Below are 22,454 nucleotides of genomic sequence, written 5' to 3'. Positions count from 1 at the left end.
GACTAAACATCTTGATACAAACTCAGAATTGGGGAAATTAAATTTTTATCACCGACTTACTTAGTTGCAATAAAATTAGTTTGTAAAGCAGGGGATAAACCTGCTGTTTTTTAATATTCAATTGTCAAAAATGCCTTTTACTTATAACCGCACGGTTCGCTTTCAAGATACTGATGCTGCTGGGGTAGTTTATTTTGCTAATGTTTTGGGTATTTGCCATGAAGCTTATGAAGAATCTTTAGAAGCATCAAGTATTAATCTCAAAGATTTTTTTACTAATCCGTCTGTGGGGTTTCCCATTGTTCATACTAGTGTCGATTTTTTGCGCCCTATGTTTGTCGGGGATAAGTTACTAATTAGTTTAATTCCCCAAAAGATCGGTGTTGAGAAGTTTGAAATTACTTATGAAATTACTGTGGCTGAGGTGGTAGTTGCTAAGGCTATTACTCGCCATGTTTGTATTGATGCAAGTACTAGGAGGAAACAGGAATTACCTGATGAGATAGTTCAGTGGTTGGAGACGAACCGCAAAGACGCAGAGGACGCAGAGAGAAGAAGGTCGAGAGAGATTATGTAATGGGGTTTTGGAGGAATTCTGCGGCTATTTGTTGTAATTGTTGGCGGTTAATTTTACCTTGGGAGTTACGGGGTAAGTTTTGCTGGGGAATCCAATATTTTGGAATTTTAAATTTGCTGAGTTTGTCTTTGAGTAGGGTTTGGATTTTTAAGGCAGAGATATCTGAGTTTTTGGGAATGTAAATCGCTGTTAAAGCTTGTCCCCAGTGTTTATCTGGGATACCGATGACACAAATATCGGCAACCATTTGAGTTGATTGTATAGCTGATTCAATCTCTGCTGGGTAAATATTTTCGCCACCTGTAATAATTTTGTCGCTGTTACGTCCGACTATATTTAAATGTCCTTGTTCGTCTAAAAAACCTAAATCATCTACTTGGAAATCATTTTGATTTTCTCTAGTTTTAGGATAGTAACCAAGGGCTAAAGATTGAGCATGAATGGTGATATTTCCTATTTGATTGGAATCTAAAATTTCGCCTTGCTGATTGCGAATAGTTACTTTTGCATGGGGAAGAATTTGACCACTGCTAATTTTACCTCCAAGAAAATCATCTGGTTTGAGGGTAGCAATTTGAGAGGCGGTTTCTGTCATCCCATAAGTAGGTGCTAACCGAATGCGGTGAAATCGGGCTTTTTCTAGTAGTTCATTCCATGCTGGCGCACCTCCTAAAAGTACAGTATTAAATTGAGATAACCAATCAGTTAATTCTGGATTTTGCAGGAGGCGTTGTAACTGTGTTGGTACTAAAGATATGAAAAATTCTGATTGTTTAATGTTGAATATCTGACCTGTTTCTACTGCTTTGAAGGGTAGAATAGCTAGTTTCCCTCCAGTAGTGAAGGAGCGCATAAATTGCATTAAACCGCTCACGTGGTATAGCGGTAATAGGCAAAATGAATTGACTTGCTTTAGTTGAAAGTATTCTGTAAATCCTTGTACTGATGCTGTGAGAGTTTCCCAAGTATGGATGGCAAATTTAATTTCTCCTGATGAACCACCTGTAGGAATCATGATCGTTGGGCATGGGGCATTGGGAATTGGGCATTGGTAATTATTCCCATTCCCTATTCCCCATTCCCTATTCCCCATTCCCAAAATAATATTTGGCTGTACTAAATCAAAAACTTGTCGCCATTCTTGTGTTACCCAGTCGGGGTTACAAAGAAAAACTGGACAATTAGCTGCACTAGCGGCAATAAAACTTGCTAAAAATCGTAATGGTTCGCGTTCAGCTAAGATGATTTTTGGTGGTGTTCCACATTCTAATAGTTGTGTTAGTTCTAAATATAATTCTTGAGCTATTTGATTAAATTCATGGCGATCATAACCGATTAGCCAATCATTTTGAGCTAGCTTATTCAGACACTCTAAAGGTCGTTCCATAAAGTTTGAAAGCACGTATCTTCTTGTTCAAAAAAATGGTCGATGCCAAAACCAATCGCTCTGTTGTTTTGGGATAATTCGGCTGCTAGCTTGAGTGCTGCAAGTCTAGCGATCGCAGTTTCAAATACTGATGAAAATACAGTATCAATTTGATGCTGGTGGCAAAACTTTCTCAGACGAGATGGCGATCCAACTATCCCAGGTTTAATCACAAAAACCCCTCGCCAACCTTGTTGATGACAGGCGGCGAGTTGTCCAAGTGTGGCGACAGATTCATCTAAAGCGATCGCAGTTTCATAATTTGTACTCAATTCCAACATCTGCTGAAATTGTTCGACGGGGAGCGGTTGTTCGATAAATTCAATTTCTAGGGGTAGTTCTGAATTTGCCTTGAGATTATCGCAAGTCCGCAGCCATAAGTTAGCTTCTTCATAGGTGAGTCCACCGTTGGCATCTAATCGCAGTTTCGTAGAGGCTGGTAAAGTTTGTATCAGTGACTCAAAAATTTTTAGTTCATCTGCGATCGCATCCACACCAATTTTCCACTTAAACGTGCGATATCCCTGCTGCCACAACGTTTCCCATTGATTTAAAGCCGCTTTCCCAGATGATAATAAGCCGCTATAGCGCAAGGAGTGAAGCACAGAGGATGAATTTAAATTCTTCTCCCCTGCTCCCCTGCTTCCCATCTCCCACGCTGACTCAAAGCCAAATTGACAAGCTGGTAACTCATCTGGAATGGAGAAAATTATCTCGTCTGTGATTTCTTCTGAGAGTTGGCGACAAAAGTCTAAAGCTTTTTCTAGGGTTTCGGAACCAAACCAGCTAATGGGGGCAATTTCTCCCCAGCCGATTTTACCTGATTCATCGGTGAGACGGAGGATAATACCTTCACGAATATCCCATCTACCATGATTAGTAGTCAGCGATCGCAAAAATCTTCGCTCATATGGACGAAATTCAAATCTGTAGTCATTGGTCATTTTCTCTCTGTTTCAATGCCCCATGCCCTATGCCCCATTCCCCATGCCCAATGCCCTAAAACATAAATCCCAGTCCCAACAGCAAGCAAGCCCAGAAATGCACGGCTACGGCGATAAATTTACAGTTACTAACTTTGTCTGGTTGGTTGTGATTTTCTTGGACGTGGCGGCATAATTTGACAGCAAAGGGTAAACTCACCCAACTTAGTAACGTCCAAACTGGAAAAATCCCTAATAGCACAAACAGCAAGGTGAGGGGATAAATGCTACCAGTAAACCAAACTAAAAGTTGGGCCCCTTTTGCTGTTCCGAGACGGACGATAGGCGATCGCTTGCCTGCGGCTATGTCATCCTTAACTTGGTGAAAGTGTGAGCAGAACAAAATTAAGGTTGTGGCAATCCCAACAATTACTGAAGCTGCTAAACTTGTCATTGACCAAGTTTGGGTTTGGCTATAATATGCTGCCTGCACTGCTAAGGGGCCAAAGGCAAAAAAGCAAATAATCTCGCCTAAACCCTGATATCCTAAACGAAAGGGAGGCCCTTGGTACGTGTAACCTAAAGCACAGCACAGCAGTATTATACCGATAACAGTTAGGTCATGTTGCCAAAAGGCGATCGCTAGTATGCCCAGCAACCCCAAACCTAAACACAAATTTCCTATCCAAAATATCAATGGCTTATTGCCTGTTAAGTTCACCAGAGAATGGTGCTTATTTTCATCGATACCTGTTTCGGAATCAAACACATCATTACTGATATTTTCCCAGGCAAGAATTAAGATTGCCGCGGCTACAAAAGTAGAAAATACTACACCATTGAAAATTTTCGTTTCGGCAGATGCTACTGCTGTTCCCACCCAAATGGGCATAATGGCAACACTATACATTGGTGGTTTAATCGCTGCCATCCATAACTTAGTGTTGGGATATAAAATTTGCTTGGTAGTCATCAGTTGTGATTAATTAAATTACTAGAATATTACTCACACTTGAGATTTTATAATTTCAAGAGACGTTAGATATCGGTCATATACAAACAACTGTCACTTTTACTATGGCTTCTTAACTTTGTGTTGTTAACACTCACTTTCACGTTGCAGTCTCAGGCTGAAACTGTCTTATCATAGTCTGAGAACACCACAAATAAAGCAAACTCTACGCTGGTGAAATAGTAACTTAATATGTTACCTGTAAAAATACGACCACGATTAATTACACTTTAGGAAGTGAACTTAAAAAAAATTTACTATCGTTAAATCCATGACAGTTTTACCATGTCGTAGCAACTTCTTTGTAAAGCACAAAGATTTATATCAATTTCTGGTAGCAGTGCAAGAAAAGTGCGTCAAAAATAATTGCAGACAAATTGTCAATGTCTCCCAAGAAATTGATTTAGTTGACCCTTTACTTGTATTGGATAAACTTACACAAGCAAATGAAATAAATTTTTACTTTGAGGATAGAGGTAAAGGAGAAGCGATCGCGGCAATTGATGCTGTAGCAAAATTACAGATCGATGGCTCAGACCGTTTTATTCAAACAGAATATTTTATCAAATCTTGTCTAAAAAATATAATTAATTTTGGTAACGCAAACCAACCTTTTTCTGGGCCTCACTTTTTTTGCTATTTCAGCTTTTTTGATAACAATGCCCAAGTAGATTATCCATTTCCATCCGCTACCATTTTTCTTCCACGTTGGCAAGTAGCCGTAAAAAATCAGCGTTGCATATTAGTAACAAATATAATTATCAATCCAAATGTAAATATTGAAAGATTATTGGAGAAAATTCAAAATAAAATTGAATTTATCCAATCTTTAGAAAATTACTCTGCTAATATTGATTATTTTCCTAAAAACTTATATAAAAAATCTGTTACAAATTCTGCCCAATTTAAACGTTCAGTAGTATCTGTTTTGGAAAAAATTCGGTCTACCCATTTAAGTAAGATTGTCTTAGCAGATATATTAGATGTCAAATCAAGCAATCACTTTAGCTTAGTTAAATCATTAACTAATCTTAGACAAAATCATCCTAATTGCTATATTTTTTCTACAAGTAATGGCAAAGGACAAAATTTTATTGGTGCAAGTCCAGAAAGATTAATTAGTATTAATAATCAACAGTTAATCACTGATGCTTTAGCTGGTTCTGCACCACGAGGTAAAACCCCTGCTGAAGATGCAGCTAATGCCAATAGCTTACTAAATAGCGAAAAAGAAAAGCACGAACATTCACTAGTGCTTGATTTCATAACTCAACGTCTATTTCAGTTAGGTTTATCACCTCAAATATTAGCACCCCGCCTACGACAATTATCGAATATCCAGCATTTATGGACACCAATCAGCGCTACAGTTCCGATTAATATACATCCATTAAAAATTGTTGGACAACTGCATCCTACACCAGCCGTTGCAGGTGCAGCACGAGATGTTGCTTGTGCCGAAATTCGTCGTTATGAAAGCTTCGAGAGAGGTTTATACGCTGCACCTCTGGGTTGGATAGATTCTCAGGGTAACTGCGAGTTTATTGTGGGAATTCGTTCAGCATTGATTGATGGCGATCGCGCCAGATTGTATGCTGGTGCTGGTATCGTGGCTGGTTCTGATCCTGACAAGGAGTTTGCAGAGGTGCAGCTGAAACTTCAAGCTTTACTGAAAGCCTTAGTTTAAAGTTAATTACTAATCTTGTATGCCAGCTAAGGATGTTTACCACAATTCTGTTAGAAACGCTCTTGAAAAAGAGAGTTGGCATATTACCAACGATCCATTTATCTTAAGATGGGGTGCAAGAGATTTATATATTGATTTAGGTGCTCAAAAGCTAATAGCAGCAGAAAAAAGCGGACATAAAATAGCAGTAGAAATTAAAAGCTTTGTTGGTGCTTCTCCAGTAACCGATTTAGAAAAGGCTCTGGGACAATATATTTTATACTACGATATTCTCAATCGTTTAGAACCAGACCGCCGCTTGTATCTTGCTATTCGTCAACAAACATACTCAGAATTGTTCCAAGAACCAATTGGTAAGATATTGATAGAAAATCAGCGTCTTTGTTTACTCGTCTTCGATTCAGAACTAGAGGTGATTCTACAATGGATACCTTAGATAATTATCGCAAAATAATTGAAGAAATATTAGCCGAATATGCCCAACTTCCCTACGCTCATGGGGAATTAGAAAGACAGCTAATTATTGATGAAAATGCAAACCATTATCTGCTACTCACACTTGGCTGGGAAAACAAACAACGGGTACATGGATGCCTTATCCACATTGATATTATCAACGATAAAATTTGGATTCAAAGAGATGGAACCGAAGATGGTATCGCTAATGAACTCGTCAGTGCCAGTATTCCTAAAGATCATATCGTTCTAGCCTTTCAACCTACTGAGGTAAGAAAGTATACTGATTTTGCTGTTACATAAATTTTAAATCTAGCGATCGCGCACTAAACATACTTACCAAACTTGATATAAATCTTTCTGAGGAGGGACGGACTTACTCAAACCTCACGAGAATATGGAAAAAGTGAGTTTGCTTTTAATAACCAATAAAATCTGTAGTCTGGAGTTAATAATACAATGGCCGATGTGACAAATATAGCGACTAAGCTTGCCGATCTAAAGCTTTTTCAGAATGTTCTGTTGGAAAGTGAGCAAAAGTTAATAGAACAGACGGACGACAATACGATTTGCGAGCGGCTCGAAAAAATGATAAGCACCGATCGCGAAAATCTCGGCATCATCGAAGCAGTTGTTTCTAAATACGACAACGCAGCAGAACCTCGCGACATTACTCAACAACATGCCCAGAAGGTAAGCCAAATGATGAGCGGCTCTGAGCTAACTCTGTATGACAAGTACCTACAGCTTGAGTTGCTAAAGCATCAACAGACAATGACTGGGCTGGTTCTACACAAGGTTGCCCAGTCCTTGAACGATGATCTTCAAAATTTGATGGAACCGCTCAACCGAGTTAATTTTGAAAATCGCGCTCACCAAGAGATTCTTAAAGGCGTTCTTTACTTCGTCGGAACGCGAGAGATAGCTGGTAAGGAACCTGATATGGGTCTGTGGGCTAGCATTGAACAGGGAATTGCAGCCCTTAAGGGTGTTGTAAGCAGCGCCGTAAGCTAGTAACAATGAGTGGCAGAGGGCGCGTCATTCATGAAACGTAATAGATTCAGATGATTTATGCTACATTGAAGCATATTTTTCAGAAGAACAAAGCGATCGCCTCAACCTCGAACGCTTTGTAGAGAGGGCATTTTTTGAGGCAGGTAAAGCATTGGCTCAATTGCGCGTTCGTCCTTGACGTTGCCGGGGATTAGGAAAAGTATTCAGCTTTTAGCAGTTCCTAATCCTTAGTCTCTAATCCCTTGCCATAGAATAAATTGCAAGGCTTAAGCTCGACTTTATCCATTTTTGATTTACTCAGGCAGCGTAAACAGCAATATCCCTCAAACGCTCAAATAAAAGACGAGGGACTTTTATTTGAGTGGTTTCGGAAGATGTGGAAAAAGTGCTGCGAGCAAAAAATCACCTAACTAAAGCCAATGCATCGGAAAAAGTAGGCAAAGCTTTGGAGTACCAAATTGTTTGATTGTGCAAGAAAAATTATACTTGCTCACAACGGAGGTTAAGAATCAACGAAAAATCAGCATTTATCGTTTGATTTATTTTCACAGCTTCAAAGCGATGTCTATGACGGGCTATGCCTAAATTTTTGTCAATAAGCATCGACTAATGCGACTTTTTTTGAGTTTGTTCAGAATTAGAGGGTCTTGTTGAGATAATGCGTTTGTCCTGATTTGATACTGAGTAAACTGCTAGACCCCTAATTAGTTGCTGGAATACTTATGTGCTTATATTTTGTTAAATTTTAAAAACAGTATTTCTTCAGCTGTAAATAATGGGTCACATCAGATTTACACAAAAGATTTTAGGCAAAGAAGCTGCTATCTGCTTCCACGTCAAGCCAGCATCATTCGAGAGGAAGATTTGACCATCACAAGTTCCGAAAGCAGCTATATTCCTGAAAGTGGCAAGGGTTCCTGTGTTGATATTATCTTTTAACCACTCTGGTAGCCCTGGCTCACACTTCTCAAATGTGCCTGGCTCATCAAGTAGACGGCGATAGATGGCTGCTTTGTTACCTGATGGGCCCATAGAAACAGTCATCAAAATTGTCTCACCACATACTGCCACGGCTCGTGAGTAGTTAGCATGTATATTTGTGCGATCAAAGCTCCAAGAGTTCCCTCTATCTTGACTAATCGCTAGCCCCTCAGCCGTAGCCGCCAAAACCAAATCCCGACGAGCCGGAATGGTTCGTATCTCGTGAACATCTGCATGAAGGTCAATGGTGGGTTGCCATGACTGTCCCTGGTCGTCAGAGCGCAGAATGCCTCCGACATGCACATTTACATAAAGTTCGCCGGATTCACCTACTGCCATCGAACGAACATCTGGAGGTCCTCCCCACGGTGTATACCATTGGGAACGTCCTTCAGCCGCTTCAAAGCAATTGATCCGATTCGTGCTTCCATCATTAGTAATGCGGAGGAGATGAGCTTGCGACGTTCCTACCAGAACCGCACCCTCAATCGGCATGATGCAGTTCAATCGCAAATCATTTATCACAGTGACTTGATGCCACTTGCCGTTAAGGTCGCGATGCCATATTGAATTGCGATCGGCGATCGCCCACAGTCCATCTTGGCTCAAGGCAAGAGCAGTGATGGAATAACCTTCAAGTTCTACATACTGTTTGGAGTCAATAAACAGCAACCCATCAGATGTTCCTGCTATTACTAGAGGTTTAGGCATCGCCTGCTCGGCATTGGCAAAGTCTGTATTTGTTTGCTTGTGCTCAATCGGCTTCACGATTTGCTGCTCTGTCTTGTTCATAATCTAAATCTACCTTAAGTACTGTCATTATTGGTTAACATCAGTCCTACAGCACTTGTTCTTATGTCAACGAACACTGTCTGATTGACGAGTTTCTTTATTGATGCAAAGCTTTAGATTTGCATAAGTAAGTCGGTGCAATAAAACCAAACTATGTGAAGAAAAGTTAACTAAGCTAAAATTTTCTTCACTCCTGCCTCCTGCCTCCTGCCTTCTCTCAACGATAAATTTTCCCACCCTAGCTACTTAGTCCGTCTAGCTAGAGATACCTAAGTTTCATGTTATTAAGGGCTTTACATGTGTTCATCTTTCTTGAGAAGTAACCTATATAGAGCTTTTGCAGGATTTAAAGCCGTAGTCACATAGGTTAGGACATAAGTATGGGGTGAATGCTAAAGTTAGCAACAGTTATTACCTCCACCAAGAACTGCCCTCTGCCTCCTGCTATAAAACCTCGTTTCCAGCCTCTGAGTGAAAATGCTTCTCATTGGGCTGCTTGCCGCAAGTCAAGAGGCAGCAGCTCACCATCAGGCATTCCCAGTCTGCAACTGGGAACAAGACAATGGCGATCGCGCCAGATTGTATGCTGGTGCTGGTATCGTGGCTGGCTCCGATCCTGACAAAGAGTTTGCAGAGGTGCAGCTTAAACTTCAAGCTTTACTAAAAGCGTTAGTTTGACATTCAAAAAAGGAAGTTTTTAAACAGACTATTTAAGTTGATTTTAATTATCCAAAGAATTGTAGGCTTCATGCAGTTTGGCGGCTGACTCTTCTAATAAGCGTTGTTCATGAGCATTTCTTGGTAACACCAGTTGGCGCTCAATACCTTGGGAGCTAATGATACATGGAAGTCCAAGAACAACTTCACTACCAACTCCATAGTTAGAATCTGCTCTGGCCGATACTGGAAATATCTGCTTTTCATCTCGCAGGATGGTCTCAACTAACTGACAAACTACTATTGATATGCCATAGCTAGTATTTCCTTTACGTTTAGAAATGTTATAACCTCGCTTACGGGTTAACTCTGCGTACTCTTGCTGAATTTCTTCCAGCGTTGCTCCTTGTGGTATGGGAAATTCAGCTAACGGAATTCCCCCAATAAATGCACTAGACCAAACGACAAACTCACTGTCTCCATGCTCTCCAATCACATAAACACGAACATCTTGTTTACTAACGTTCAGTCGCTTACCAAGTTGATATCTCACTCTAGCAGTATCAAGAACGGTTCCTGAACCAAAAATTAGGTTTTCTGCTCTAGTGGAACTGGCGATCGCAATCCGCGTTAGTACATCCACTGGATTGCTAACAATAAGTATGATCGAATTCGGTGCAACTCGATCCAATTCTTTTATTGTTGAACGCACGATCTCTGCATTATCGCTCAATATATCTAATCGGCTTTGTCCTTCTTTTTGCTGCACCCCAATAGTCACAACAATAATATCAGAATCCGCTAAATCTTCATACTGATTTGATGGTATAATCTCCATGTCTTTAAGTAGGGGAATGGTGTCTTCAATATCCCATGCTTGCCCCTCAGCTTTTGATAAAGTTCGGTCAAAAAGGACAACTGTTACACATTTACCAAGTAGCACTAAATCATTTGCTATATTTGCACCCACATTACCCGCACCAATAATACCGACCTTGGATATTTTGCTACTCATGCCAAATCTATTTTTTTGTAACTGACCCGATAGGTTAATGTTAACTCCGAACTAACCTTTTAGAGTCAAGATTCTTGAAGCGATCGCTTTGTCTCAAAGAAGAGATTATCTTTACCTAGATCCCCTAGATCCCCGAATTTTCAAATAAGTCGGGGATCTAACTTTTCACGACTGATTTAGAATTGCTATATGTGAGAATATTTTACACTAAATCCTGATGAGTAAAAGCTTTAGCATTCGCTCCGGTGTAAGTAGCCACAATATGACCATCGCCAGTCATTTGATATTTGTATGTCACCAATCCTTCTAAACCAACGGGGCCGCGAGGAGGCATTTGTTGCGTACTAATTCCCACTTCTGCGCCGAAACCATAGCGGAAACCATCAGCAAATCGGGTAGAACAATTGTGGAATATATTGGCTGAATTTACTAGTCCAAAGAAAGTTTCCACAGATGCCGAATCTTCAGTAATAATGGCATCGGTATGACGAGAACCATATTCGTTAATATGAGCGATCGCATCTTCTATAGAGTCTACAATCTTTATCGATAAAATAAAATCGCTATATTCTGTTTCCCAGTCTATCTCTGTTGCAGGTACGATGTTAGGTAAAATTTGCAAGGTGCCTCGATCGCCTCTTAATTCTACATGGCGTTCTTCCAAAGCCTTAGCAACTTTTGGTAAAAATTCTGTAGCAATTGATTGGTGAACTAGCAAAGTTTCAATTGCATTACAAACAGCAGGATATTGTGCTTTAGCATCGACGGTAATCGCAACTGCTTTAGAAATATCGGCGGCTTTGTCTATATAAAGATGACAAATACCATCGGCGTGACCTAGTACCGGAATACGAGTATTCTCCTGCACAAATCTAACAAAAGAATTAGAACCTCTAGGAATAATTAAATCTACATATTTATCTAACTTCAAAAGTTCTAGAGTTTCTTCTCTAGTTGTGAGCAACTGTACCGCCTCTGGATTAACAGCAGTTTGCGATAATCCTTGCTTAATTGCTTTAACTATCGCTTCACAAGAACGTACTGCTTCCTTTCCGCATTTAAGGATTACACCATTTCCCGATTTGATTGCTAAAGAAACAATTTGAATCGCTGCTTCTGGACGTGCTTCAAAAATAATCCCCAAAACACCTAAAGGACAAGTAATTCGTTTGAGAATTAAGCTAGTGTCAAGTTCACGGTGAATCTGCACTTTACCAATTGGATCGGCTAGCTTACCAACATCTCGTACTCCAGCGATCGCATCTCTTAATTTATGTTCATCCAACTGCAAGCGCTTATAAAGTGGTTGAGGAATTCCTTCGGCGCTAGCTGCTTTACAATCAGCAACATTTGCTTGTAAAATTTCATCTCTAGCTAATTCTAAAGCTTGGGCGATCGCCACAAGTGCCTGATTTTTTGCCTCCGTGGAGAGAATCGCTAGCTTACTTGCAGCTTGGCGAGTTTGTCCGGCGATCGCAGTTAGGGGAGAAGCAATATCAAAAATAGTCATAGTACAAATCTTTACTTTTTCCTCATCTTATCAATCTCAGGTTATGTTCATCATTCGTCTTCCTCCAATCGGGTGAACCATTTGGGTAATCAATAATTACTCTGATTGGGTGAAGCAAGACTGGGTTGAAAATATTTATTCTCTAAATATCAAACACGGGCAAAGAGGTAGCAAGTTTACCGCAGCAAAAATATTATAAGTATTATTACAGCTTTTATTGGAAAGTCTTAAACATGATTTATGCGTTCCCCAGGCTAGAGAGACATAGTAATATATGTTTCTCTAGTCTTTTACTTAAGTAGATATTTTATACTGTTATTAATTAAATTTTTACGAAATTGCAGTGACATCGCTGGATCTATTGAGTATTGATAGATCAAATACCACTCCTTTGGTAGGGAGATCCTATGTCATTGCAATCTGCGTTAAATGCCTTAAACCAAAAACGTTATCAAGAAGCGGCTGAATTACTCGAACAATTCTGCCGCGATTGCGCTGAACACAATTCCTCAGATTATCTTTCAGCACAGATGTGGCTGATGAAAGCTTATCAAGCCATAGGCGAAACCGAAAAAGCCAAGGCCTTGTGTCAAAAGTTAATCATGAGTGAAAATCCCCAGGTTCGCAGTTGGGCAGAACAAGCCAATCAATCCTTGGGCCAAACACCATCTAACGTTAGCCGAAAAGCTGGTCGCGCTGCTACGACTGGGATGAAATTAGCGATGGGGGGAGTGGGTGGTAGTTTGGCGTTAGCTTCTGGTGTCACCATGACCTTGCTGTTTGGCATGGTGTTAGCTTTAGGTTTGAGCTTAGTATTTATTTTGGGTAGCGATAATCCACTCCAAGGATTAGCGATCGCTATTGGTATTACTCTAGTTTTTAATATTGCCGCCTTTTTCATATCTCCATTCATCATGGACTTAACCCAAGGCTGGCTTTACCAAACTCGCTGGGTAGAGTTGGCAGAAGTTGAAACCCTCAGTCCAGAGACAGCTAAAGTTATTCGCCAAGTCTGTCAGCAAAAAAAGCTGAAAACGCCGCGTTTGGGAATTATTAACGACCAAAACCCCACGGCTTTTACTTATGGTTCATTGCCGAACAGCGCCCGTCTAGTCGTCAGTCAAGGACTTTTCACATACCTCGATGACGATGAAATTGCTACCGTTTACGCTCACGAACTGGGGCACATCGTCCACTGGGACTTTGCAGTGATGACAGTAGCTTCTACCTTAGTGCAAATTTGTTACTTGATTTACAGCACAGCCAGAAGATTTGGGCGCGGTGGTGGTGATAGCAAAATTAAAGATGCAATGCAAACTGCTGCCCTAGTTGCTTACGTGTTTTATGTCATCGGTACTTATCTAGTGCTGTACCTCTCCCGCACACGAGAATATTTTGCTGACCACTTTGCAGCCGAAAGTACGGGTAATCCCAATGGATTGTCCCGTGCTTTAGTGAAGATTGCCTACGGAATTTTAGAAGAAGGTTCGCGCACACAAGAACCCAGCCGTTTAATTGAAGGGACTCGCGCTTTGGGCATCTATGACCATAAAGCCGCCGCTTCCACAGGAACCGCTTACCGTATTGCATCCGATACTCAAAAAATTGGTCGCGTCTTTCTGTGGGATATGTTTAACCCTTGGGGCTGGTGGATGGAGTTAAATTCTACTCATCCCTTGACAGGTAAACGAGTTCGTGCATTGAGCAACTATGCCGAACAATTGGGTCTACCGACTGAGTTTGATATGGGGCGAGTTATTGGAGAAGGTAAAAGTCTTAATAAAAGTAGACTTTACGGCAACTTCTTTTTAGATGTTGTACTCTACGGTGCTGAAACAATTGGTTTCTTCGCTGGCTTGGTAATAGGCGTGATTTTGTTGTCAAGTTCGCCAAACACAGGTTTAGTATTGGGTGCGCCAGTAATTGGGTTAGGCATCGGAATTCTCATCAAAGCCTTGGTGATGTTCCCCGACTACAAGCAAGCACCGGAAACCGATATTCTTACCCTGATGTCAGACCCTTATGCCAGTCCGTTACGCGGACAACCTGCAAAACTGGAAGGTCAACTTATTGGTCGTGGCGACGCTGGTTATAAATTTGGTTCCGATTTAAAAATTCAGGATCGTAGCGGAATGCTTTATCTGCATTATGCCTCACGCTTTGGCCCTATCGGCAATTTCCTGTTTGGGATGAAGCGAGTCCAAAGCTTGATAGGCGAACAAGTTGGGGCTGTGGGTTGGTTCCGTCGAGGTGTTGCGCCTTGGATGGATTTAATTCAACTCCAGAGCAAAAATGGCACTATCGTCAACAGTTACCATCGCTTCTGGTCATTCATCCTTGGCGGTGGATCGATTATCCTGGGAGTGGTCTTGATTATGTTTTTGAGCCGCAGCTAGCTGAGTTTCTAGCCTGCTGTCGAAGCATTTCTCAGTCCATCCAAGCTTTAATTTGTCAGGAGGTGGTTAGTAACTGCCTCCTTTTTTTAAGGCTACTTATAAATTCAATTCACGAAAACCCTGATATATATAGATTTACCGTAGGGGAATGGCATTGCCCATACGTGTCAACTTATTGGCGCGTATTGAGAGGGCCAAAGTTACCCCCAACAGATACCCAAATACCGTAGCGTGGTGCTGACATTCTTGCCTCCAAATTAAATGGGGACTGGGAAGATACACCTTGTTTTTTATCCTCACCTATGCAAATCTCATAATATACTACTATAAATTTACCGATTTACAGTATATTAGTTCTAGGTGGAAAAATAGATGGCAGGAGCCACAAACTCTATCGAGATGATTGCAAATATTAAGCCATTACTGTTTCATCCCGACGTGTTAACAATCAATTACGCAACTTCCTAGAGGGTATTAAAAAAGGTTCTTCAGTACCTGTTATGCCAAATATTAGTTAAATATCAAAAATAATCTTGAAAACAAAGGTAAAAAGGCAAAATCAGTGCCAAAATCCTAACCTGAAACACATCGACTTCATCAATTTAAAAGAAAAGCCAGGGGAGTATTACAGCATTAAAGATATCATTAAGCATCTCAAAAATATCTTAAGGAGTTAGACAATTACACTATTGTTAGAGCCTTAGACGATCTAGATTTAGCTGTGACATCTGCATCCTTCCTTGTGCAAGCAAAGGTATCTCAAAACCCCATTGTGTTAGACGAGATTGGCATAGCTAACAAAAATTATGCGGTGGGTTTAGCAACTGTACAATCAAAAGCAAATGATTCCAACATCCAAAAATTAAATCAATTGGTTGTCGATCCCAAATTGAAAGACTATATCAATAACTATCTTAAAGGGGCGATCGCCCCTGCATTCTAAACATGATACGGAGGGATAATGAGCAGAACAAAGCAATTAAAATTAGGTGCATTCATGCGCCCGGTAAGCATACACACAGGTGCTTGGCGTTATCCTGGGGCTATACCTGATGGTAATTTCAACTTCCCAGCACTAAAAAAATTCATCCAGAAACTAGAGCAAGGCAAGTTTGACGCATTTTTTATGGCGGATCACTTAGCAGTGCTGAATATGCCAATCAACGCCCTGAAACGCAGCCATACTATCACTTCCTTTGAACCTTTTACCCTGCTTTCTGCCCTCGCTACCGTCACCGAACACATCGGTTTAGTAGCCACTGCTTCCACAACTTATGACGCGCCTTACCACATCGCTCGCCGCTTCGCGTCTCTCGACCATATTAGTGGCGGTCGCGCTGGCTGGAACATCGTCACCACATCCAATCCAGACGCAGCGCTCAACTTTGGATTAGAAGAAGAGATAGAGCATGACGAACGCTATCGGCGGGCTAGAGAATTTTATGATGTCGTCACGGGTCTTTGGGATTCCTTTGCTGACGATGCCTTTATTAAGGATGTGGAAGCAGGGATTTATTTCGACCCCGCAAAGCTTCACGTTCTGGATCATCAGGGAAAATATCTCTCGGTGCGGGGACCATTGAACATCGCTAGACCTGTCCAAGGCTGGCCGGTAATCGTTCAAGCAGGGGCATCCGAAGCCGGACGGCAATTAGCTGCCGAAACCGCCGAGGCTGTGTTTGCACCTGCCGGTAATCTGGAAGCTGGCAAAGCTTTATTTGCAGACATTAAGGGACGGGCGCAGGCAATTGGACGTGACCCAAACAGTATAAAAATTCTTCCCGGTGCTTTAGTTATAGTGGGAGAAACCGTTGCCGAGGCACAGGCAAAGCGTGTTTATTTGGATAGCCTGGTACATTATGACAGTGGAATTTCCAGCTTAAATAGTGCGCTTGGCTACGACGTTTCGGGTTTTGATCCAGACGGTCCCTTGCCAGAAATCCCACCGACTAACGCTGGTCACTCTTCACGAGAAAGAGTAATAGCCTTAGCGCAACGTGAGAACTTGACTATTCGACAATTAGCTCAACGCGTTGGCAGTTATGGCGGGTTGGCTTTTGTTGGTACACCCCAAACCATTGCCGATGAAATGGAAAAATGGCTGTTTGAGGAAGGCTCTGACGGCTTCAACATCATGTTCCCTTATCTTCCTGAAGGGTTGAACGATTTCGTTGACAAGGTTGTGCCAGAACTCCAACGGCGTGGGATTTTCCGCAAAGAGTATGAGGGTACAACGCTGCGTGAAAATCTCGGTCTGGCGCGCCCTGCTAATCGCTTCTTCCAAACCAGTCTGGTGTGAGATGCGATCGCCCAATTAATTAATACCAAGTTCAATGGTCAAATTACTAAAGGTTACTTAACTACTTTATACGTAGCCCACCGATTGTAATCTTATCTAAATCATTTTGCAGATAACAGTTACGTTTTGTCAGGGGGACTCTTCGCCCAACACAAACACCTGTTGTATATGAGATTTTAAACCCCTTCAAGTAGGATATTCAGTTTTCGGCTCCTGTCACAGCTAACTCGTCGGAATTGCCAACTCTGTTCGATTTCATTGCTATAGGCGCATCCTGCTTTCAGCAATGCCCACAAAATTAATAAATAGAAGTCAACAGTTTATCGATTGCAGCGCGAAACGCCGTTGCTGCACCAGCACTCATATCACGAGGAGCGCAGATGCGATTTCTCAAATATGCGAAAGTAATAGCACCCACAGCAGCAAAGATGGGATCAACGCTGCTATTTTTACCACCAGTCCTTCCACCTGATAAAGTTGCACCATTGCCATGAATGAGATAATCAGCTAGTTGTCGCAGGTGAAAATCAACAGCGTCCTTAACTGTGGTAAAATCACCGTCTGCGGCTATTGCTTGGACTCCAGAATTTTTGATAATATCTGCGATCGCAACTTCCCGATTATCGCTGAGTCTTTCAGCCGCTTCGGCTCGATATTGAATTTTCTCACTATCTGCTACATCCAGAGGTAAAGGATTTCCAATCGGTTCTACACCCCATCTACGACGCAACAGTAAATTGTTGGTGATATTATCTGACTTCACTCTATGATAAGCAGGACGCTGATTAAGTGCGTCAAACCAAGCATTAATTCGAGGAAAGCGAGGATTTCCTTTGAGGTGATATCCCCGATACACAGGTAAATTAGCCGCCAATCTATCCAAATGGGGGCTATAGAGAATGTCTACTAAGCTAAATGTACTGACAAAGTAGGGGCCGGGGTATTTAGCCAAAGCTTGCTCAAGTTCATCTAACTTCGCCTCAAATGCTGCTTGTAAGTTTGCCAATTCATCAGCATCTACAGGTGCTTCTCTCAGAAATTTATACGCAATCTCTCTAAAACCGTTAGTCTCGGCTTCTTCAACCAACTGCCTAGTAACAGCGTTTTCCTCTGAATTCTCAGGCAATAATGCTGGATGTGGAAACCTTTCTTCTAAAGCTAAGAGAATATCTTTAGATTCATAAACTAATTTACCCTCAATTTTGGCTGCTGGGACAAGGGTTGTGGGAACTAGGTCAGTGTACCATTTAGGTTTATTACTTAAATCAATAAACTCCGTTGCAAAGGGAATTTCCTTTTCTTCCAGAGCAAACCAAACTCTCTCGCAGAAAGGACACCAGGAATTAGTATCTCGATAAAGCAAGACTGGCAGTTCTGCATTTGGAGGAAGTTTATGTAAACTGCTGGGTATTGGTGCAGTAGAAGGAGATTGTCCTGTCCTCTTTATCCTACGCGCAGAGGTATTTTTTCTAGCAGTTTCTAAAACTTCTTCCCAAGTTGACACTGTGTTTTGAATTGACATTTTTTACCTCGCTTTACTAGGAATGCCGGAAAACACAAATAACTGTTGCTCTTTTGGTGCAGCCAAGTTTTCACCAAGGTATCGATGAAGACCAACACCCATATCTCCTGTAGCCGTAAGCTTGAAGTTTACTTCCTCAAATCCAGATGCACTTAAAATTTTCCGCACATTGTCAGAGTAGTTAATACCGTTGGAGTGTCCGCGAGTCCAAATGACAAAAGCACCCGGTTTACTCAAAAAACTCAAGTTATCTAGTAAGCGATTGAGTTCAGCTTCCTCAAGATTGCCAAAGACACCACACACAATCACAATATCTGCTGGTACTGCTCCTACATAGTTAGTGGCAAGAGTTGCATCACCATTGATAATCTCAATTTGCTTGGCTAAACCCAAAGACTCTATAGTTGCTCGTCCACGCTCAACTAGATTTGAATTTATTTCAACCAGTCGTGCAGAAACATCCTTCGCACGGGGATGATTTTTTAAAGTTCCTAATAAATCTCGTCCGTCACCCGCGCAAACACTCACTATTCGGATAGCGCCATCTGGTGAGGCATTCAAACTATAAGCAATATATTCTCGCACGATTTCTAGACGCTGCTGCAATTTTGGCTCAGTGTCGTATAGGTCGTGCCATTCATACCAATCTTTTGGCATAAAAAGTGATTCCCGTTTGATGCACACTGCGTAGTTTTAAACTACGGTTATTGCATCAGTTAACTGTAGTTTTTATATAAAAGCAGAGTATCACAGACATTCAGATAAAATCAAGTCTTATTTCCTATAACCACTTTTGATGGGATGATTATACGAAAATCTTCCGTATAATAAATAGTTAGCCTGCGGTGATTACAGGCTGTGATGGTAATTTGACCCTATCTATTATCTATATTTAAGATGCCTGTAGATTATCAATCAGTCAGTGAATGTAGGGCACTATTGATTAGTCAGGTCTAGCTCGATTAAATTACGAGGGCGGCGGTTGTGCAGGAATTACTAGAACAACTCGACAACATCTTTGAAGTTCTTGAAAAAGAGTACATTGCACCGCCAATCTCAGATGAAAAATTTCGGCGGCTTGCAGGTAGGCTTCCGTTCAAAATTCCAAGTATTATTGAAAATCTCTATAGATGGCACGATGGAATAGAGCAATTTATTCCTGGCTATGATCTTTTGCCTCTATCCGATGCAATTACTGAATATGAGAAATTGATTGCCTTAGGAGAGGAGTTTCAAGATGAAGACTTTTTTGACAAGAGTTTCTTCCCCATACTTTATGCTGATAAGTCATATTTCATAGTCGATTGCGATCCAAATTATGTAGAAAGTATTTACTATCTAGTTTTTGAAGTCAGAGATATGCAAGAAAGGTATGAAAATCTTGAGCAGATGCTTCGGATTGTCGTTGATGCATATCTGAGTAGAGCTTATTATATGGAAGAGGGATCATTCGTAGAAAATCTAGTTCTTCTGCGAAAAATTGAAAGTAAGTATCTTTCCCCACAGCAGCAGAATGAAAGAGAAGCTGAATGGAATAAACTCTGTGATGAGGTACACGAATTGAAGCACCGCTATCACTCTCAAGAGCAATCGAACCAAGATACGCCGTGGGAAGAATTAGATGTCGGCATATTAAGTCATTCTTCAAGGGATTTACAGAAAAGCATACTTATTAGTCGGCTTTACGATACTTATGATGAACGAGCAATCAGCTATTTGACAGAATTTTTGAGTGATAATAATCCGGAGATTATTGGTAAAGCAGCATTTGGATTAGGTCAATTGAGAGCGCGAGAAAAATTACCTGAACTTCTGAAACTGCTTAATCATTCCGCTCAAGTTGTACGTAATTTAGCGGCTTGTGCAATCAGGGATATTGCCTCTCCAGAAGATGAACTTTTGATACAACCTCTCCTGACTTTACTGGCTGATGAAGCCCATATTGTTCAGCTTTCTGCTGCTGAGGCACTTGGTCGATTAAGAAATCCAAAAGCTGTTTCAAAACTGATCGATTTGTTCATTAGTTCCTTGTCAGATGAAAAATCGAGAGTTAGGTATCACGCCATAAGTGCGCTTAGAGGGATTGGAGATTTTGGGATTGGAGATTTTGGGGTAGTTGAAAGATTGAAGCAACAAAAAAGTAAAGTTTCACCTAGTCAAGCGCGACTCATTGATGAAGCCATAAGGTCGATATAGAAGGATAGTTGTTAGTCTAGTGCGTTGCCCTTTTCCCAGAGATTAATTGTACCGATTCTGTTAATAAGTTGTATCACATCACCAACCTATCATGTAGCCATAACCCTTGTTCTGGCAGTGCAGAGATACCGCAGTCAACTTTCCTATTTCGGCAATTTTTTGACCCTGCAACTAATAGTTATACTTACTTAATTGGCGATCGCCAGACAGGAGATGCTGTGCTAGTCGATGCTATGTATATTTAGAGCAGAGTGAAAATCAAAATTTTTCTACCCAAGGTCGCAATTCCACTTCCCAAGTCCAAGCATTGCGAGGTTGGCGAAAAATGTTCAGGTAAGTTTGAGCGATCGCATCTGGATCGAGTAAACTATCTGGTCGATCGTCTGGTTCTATTCGGGTAGCAGAACGAATTGCTCCATCAATCACAAAATGCGCCACATGGATATTCTGAGGAGCCAATTCACGGGCAATGCTTTGAGCCAAACCCCGTAAAGCAAATTTACCCATTGCAAACGGTGCAGACTGAGGATAACCCTTAACACTGGCGGAAGCACCTGTAAAAAATATCGCTCCTCCACCCGCAGCTAACTGACGTTTTGCCGCCGCTTGTGCTACTAAAAAGCCACCATAGGCAGTAATTTCTAGTGTTTTGGCAACATCGGCTGGGTCAAGTTCCACAAATGAACCCCGAACGCGCCAGCTAGGATTATACACAACCAATGTTGGTACTCCCAGTTTTTGTTCGACATCTGTAAATAGTTGTTCAACTTCATTTAGTTGAGAAGCATCAGCAGTAAAACTGACGGCTCCAATTTCATCAGATAATGCTTTGAGCTTATCAATTTGCCTTGCTGCTAAAGCAATAGTAAAGCCTTCTTTTGCCAATAAACGGGCTAGTGAAGCACTGAGTCCACTACCAGCCCCAACAATTAATGCAATATTTGCCATATCCTCAAGTTCTCCCTTGTGATTCGAACCAGATGACTAAACAATCGCGAAATACTTCAAAAGCAGTTAGGACATTCCCCCTTTTCGAGGGTACATACAGAAAAACCAGTAAAGACATCAAGAATTGCAATTTGTATATCTAATATATAATACGGTAAATCTATTGATTTAGAGTATTTGATAAGCACAGTTCTTAGGGAGAGTGTAGAGAGACAAATTATTTGATCAAAACGACGGATTTTTTGTCAACAATCCAAATTCTTCTTGCTTGTTCAAGCAATTTCTATAGCTTTAGATTAGAAACGCACTCAAATCAGATTCTTTTAGAGCAAAGCTTACAAGCTTAAAGAACTTGATAAGTTATTTGTCGCTGTGGTCAAATAATTCGTCGCTGTAAAACGAAACGCGAAAAATACAGTATGCGCTCCTTGAGCGCTATGTCCTGCAAAATAAAATCAGCCTTAAGTACGAGAAAGATTGTATAAAAAAAATGCATTACGAAAACACTATTTTTTTATAGGGGATGGTGCTAGTAATCCTGATAAAGCACCCAAAGAACCGGTTCCAAGAGCGGTTAGAAGTTCAGGAATTTGTTTGCTGCCCTTTGCTTGTAGACCAATTGCACCTATAAGGCAAATTAATACTGAAGAGGTAAGTGTACCAACAATCATGCGGTAAATCCAGGGATCTGTTTGTATATAGTTTTGTGGCAGATTAAAAGTATTATTTACTGCCTCAGCATTTTGTTGTACACCTTGCTGACCTTTTGAATCATTAAGAGTTGATGGTTGTTTACTTTCCTCAACTAAAGACTGTGTTTCGACTAAAGAGTTTTTTCCATTCTCTGTACTCATAGTTAGTGCATCCTTTTTATTTAATAAAAATAAGCATTGGAAGTTTTCTATAATGGTAATCACATTACGATTCCTCTTTTTCGGAAAAGTAGGAACAATTAGCAAAGTTTTTTTGGCACTCAAGTGAGATCGTCCCTCTGTCCCTTGTGCCTCGATCGCTGTAGAGGATTGTGGAGTGTGTAGTAGGAG

The 22,454-nt window shown here is 41.0% G+C and carries 18 protein-coding genes and 2 pseudogenes; 10 read left to right on the top strand and 10 right to left on the bottom strand.

The window, feature by feature from the left end:
• Nucleotides 1-130 precede the first annotated feature (130 nt).
• Nucleotides 131-577, top strand: coding sequence for a thioesterase family protein (locus tag RM368_RS23875; protein WP_322696343.1), 447 nt, complete (start codon nt 131-133; stop codon nt 575-577).
• Here RM368_RS23875 and RM368_RS23870 read toward each other — a convergent pair.
• The 3 genes from RM368_RS23870 to menA are packed head-to-tail and all read right to left on the bottom strand — an operon-like array spanning nt 570 to nt 3,899.
• Nucleotides 570-1,964 carry a 2-succinylbenzoate--CoA ligase gene (locus tag RM368_RS23870; RefSeq protein ID WP_322696342.1) on the bottom strand — a complete coding sequence of 465 codons (1,395 nt, stop codon included), beginning with the start codon at nt 1,962-1,964 and terminating at the stop codon, nt 570-572. The genes RM368_RS23875 and RM368_RS23870 overlap by 8 nt on opposite strands.
• The gene (locus RM368_RS23865; RefSeq protein WP_322696341.1) at nt 1,949-2,947 is read right to left on the bottom strand and encodes an o-succinylbenzoate synthase; all 999 of its coding nucleotides are present in this window, start codon (nt 2,945-2,947) and stop codon (nt 1,949-1,951) included. Before RM368_RS23865 ends, RM368_RS23870 begins: the two co-directional genes overlap by 16 nt.
• A 55-nt stretch (nt 2,948-3,002) precedes the next feature.
• Nucleotides 3,003-3,899 carry a 2-carboxy-1,4-naphthoquinone phytyltransferase gene (gene menA, locus RM368_RS23860; RefSeq protein ID WP_322696340.1) on the bottom strand — a complete coding sequence of 299 codons (897 nt, stop codon included), beginning with the start codon at nt 3,897-3,899 and terminating at the stop codon, nt 3,003-3,005.
• A 310-nt stretch (nt 3,900-4,209) separates the two neighbouring features.
• On the opposite strand from menA, the gene RM368_RS23855 reads away from it, so the two are divergent.
• The 4 genes from RM368_RS23855 (at nt 4,210) to RM368_RS23840 (ending at nt 7,095) form a co-directional block, all read left to right on the top strand.
• Nucleotides 4,210-5,625 carry an isochorismate synthase gene (locus RM368_RS23855; RefSeq protein WP_322696339.1) on the top strand — a complete coding sequence of 472 codons (1,416 nt, stop codon included), beginning with the start codon at nt 4,210-4,212 and terminating at the stop codon, nt 5,623-5,625.
• Nucleotides 5,626-5,644: 19 nt separating this feature from the next.
• A complete protein-coding gene (locus RM368_RS23850) occupies nt 5,645-6,061 on the top strand; it encodes an element excision factor XisH family protein (protein WP_322696338.1) in 417 nt (138 codons plus the stop codon).
• Nucleotides 6,049-6,384, top strand: coding sequence for a XisI protein (locus RM368_RS23845; RefSeq protein WP_322696337.1), 336 nt, complete (start codon nt 6,049-6,051; stop codon nt 6,382-6,384). Before RM368_RS23850 ends, RM368_RS23845 begins: the two co-directional genes overlap by 13 nt.
• A 285-nt stretch (nt 6,385-6,669) precedes the next feature.
• Nucleotides 6,670-7,095 carry a hemerythrin HHE cation-binding protein gene (locus tag RM368_RS23840; RefSeq protein WP_322649015.1) on the top strand — a complete coding sequence of 142 codons (426 nt, stop codon included), beginning with the start codon at nt 6,670-6,672 and terminating at the stop codon, nt 7,093-7,095.
• A 780-nt stretch (nt 7,096-7,875) separates the two neighbouring features.
• On the opposite strand, the gene RM368_RS23835 is transcribed toward RM368_RS23840, so the two are convergent.
• On the bottom strand, nt 7,876-8,868 hold the full coding sequence (locus RM368_RS23835) for a hypothetical protein (protein WP_322696336.1): 993 nt from the start codon (nt 8,866-8,868) through the stop codon (nt 7,876-7,878).
• 561 nt (nt 8,869-9,429) lie between these two features.
• Here RM368_RS23835 and RM368_RS38855 point away from each other — a divergent pair.
• Nucleotides 9,430-9,546 (top strand): annotated as a pseudogene (locus RM368_RS38855) (chorismate-binding protein); the annotation flags it as partial.
• A 43-nt stretch (nt 9,547-9,589) separates the two neighbouring features.
• On the opposite strand, the gene RM368_RS23825 reads toward RM368_RS38855, so the two are convergent.
• Both RM368_RS23825 and RM368_RS23820 read right to left on the bottom strand, forming a co-directional pair.
• The gene (locus RM368_RS23825; RefSeq protein WP_322696334.1) at nt 9,590-10,540 is read right to left on the bottom strand and encodes an L-lactate dehydrogenase; all 951 of its coding nucleotides are present in this window, start codon (nt 10,538-10,540) and stop codon (nt 9,590-9,592) included.
• 202 nt (nt 10,541-10,742) lie between these two features.
• The gene (locus RM368_RS23820) at nt 10,743-12,050 is read right to left on the bottom strand and encodes a glutamate-5-semialdehyde dehydrogenase (RefSeq protein WP_322696333.1); all 1,308 of its coding nucleotides are present in this window, start codon (nt 12,048-12,050) and stop codon (nt 10,743-10,745) included.
• Between the two features lie 407 nt (nt 12,051-12,457).
• On the opposite strand from RM368_RS23820, the gene RM368_RS23815 reads away from it, so the two are divergent.
• From RM368_RS23815 to RM368_RS23805, 3 genes and pseudogenes are all read left to right on the top strand, one after another.
• On the top strand, nt 12,458-14,446 hold the full coding sequence (locus RM368_RS23815) for a zinc metalloprotease HtpX (RefSeq protein ID WP_322696332.1): 1,989 nt from the start codon (nt 12,458-12,460) through the stop codon (nt 14,444-14,446).
• A gap of 676 nt (nt 14,447-15,122) precedes the next feature.
• A pseudogene (locus RM368_RS23810) lies at nt 15,123-15,389 on the top strand (MetQ/NlpA family ABC transporter substrate-binding protein); the annotation flags it as partial.
• 18 nt (nt 15,390-15,407) lie between these two features.
• Nucleotides 15,408-16,745 carry an LLM class flavin-dependent oxidoreductase gene (locus RM368_RS23805; protein WP_322696331.1) on the top strand — a complete coding sequence of 446 codons (1,338 nt, stop codon included), beginning with the start codon at nt 15,408-15,410 and terminating at the stop codon, nt 16,743-16,745.
• A 298-nt stretch (nt 16,746-17,043) separates the two neighbouring features.
• Here the strand turns inward: RM368_RS23805 and RM368_RS23800 are convergent, their stop codons facing one another.
• Nucleotides 17,044-18,267, bottom strand: a complete 1,224-nt coding sequence (locus RM368_RS23800) for a glutathione S-transferase family protein (protein WP_322696330.1) — start codon at nt 18,265-18,267, stop codon at nt 17,044-17,046.
• Nucleotides 18,268-18,270: 3 nt separating this feature from the next.
• Nucleotides 18,271-18,924 (bottom strand): class I SAM-dependent methyltransferase family protein, encoded by a 654-nt coding sequence (locus RM368_RS23795; protein WP_322696329.1) that lies wholly within the window; start codon nt 18,922-18,924, stop codon nt 18,271-18,273.
• 327 nt (nt 18,925-19,251) lie between these two features.
• On the opposite strand from RM368_RS23795, the gene RM368_RS23790 reads away from it, so the two are divergent.
• Complete coding sequence (locus RM368_RS23790) at nt 19,252-20,463, top strand: HEAT repeat domain-containing protein (protein ID WP_322696328.1); 1,212 nt, start codon at nt 19,252-19,254, stop codon at nt 20,461-20,463.
• Between the two features lie 258 nt (nt 20,464-20,721).
• On the opposite strand, the gene RM368_RS23785 is transcribed toward RM368_RS23790, so the two are convergent.
• Complete coding sequence (locus tag RM368_RS23785) at nt 20,722-21,411, bottom strand: SDR family NAD(P)-dependent oxidoreductase (RefSeq protein WP_322696327.1); 690 nt, start codon at nt 21,409-21,411, stop codon at nt 20,722-20,724.
• 506 nt (nt 21,412-21,917) lie between these two features.
• Complete coding sequence (locus RM368_RS23780; RefSeq protein WP_322696326.1) at nt 21,918-22,388, bottom strand: hypothetical protein; 471 nt, start codon at nt 22,386-22,388, stop codon at nt 21,918-21,920.
• Nucleotides 22,389-22,454: the final 66 nt, after the last annotated feature.

Origin of the sequence: Nostoc sp. DedSLP03 (assembly GCF_034530815.1) — a bacterium.
Lineage (GTDB): Bacteria > Cyanobacteriota > Cyanobacteriia > Cyanobacteriales > Nostocaceae > Nostoc.
The sequence above is the reverse complement of the archived record's forward strand: the minus strand, read 5'-3'. Positions and strand labels throughout refer to the sequence as shown.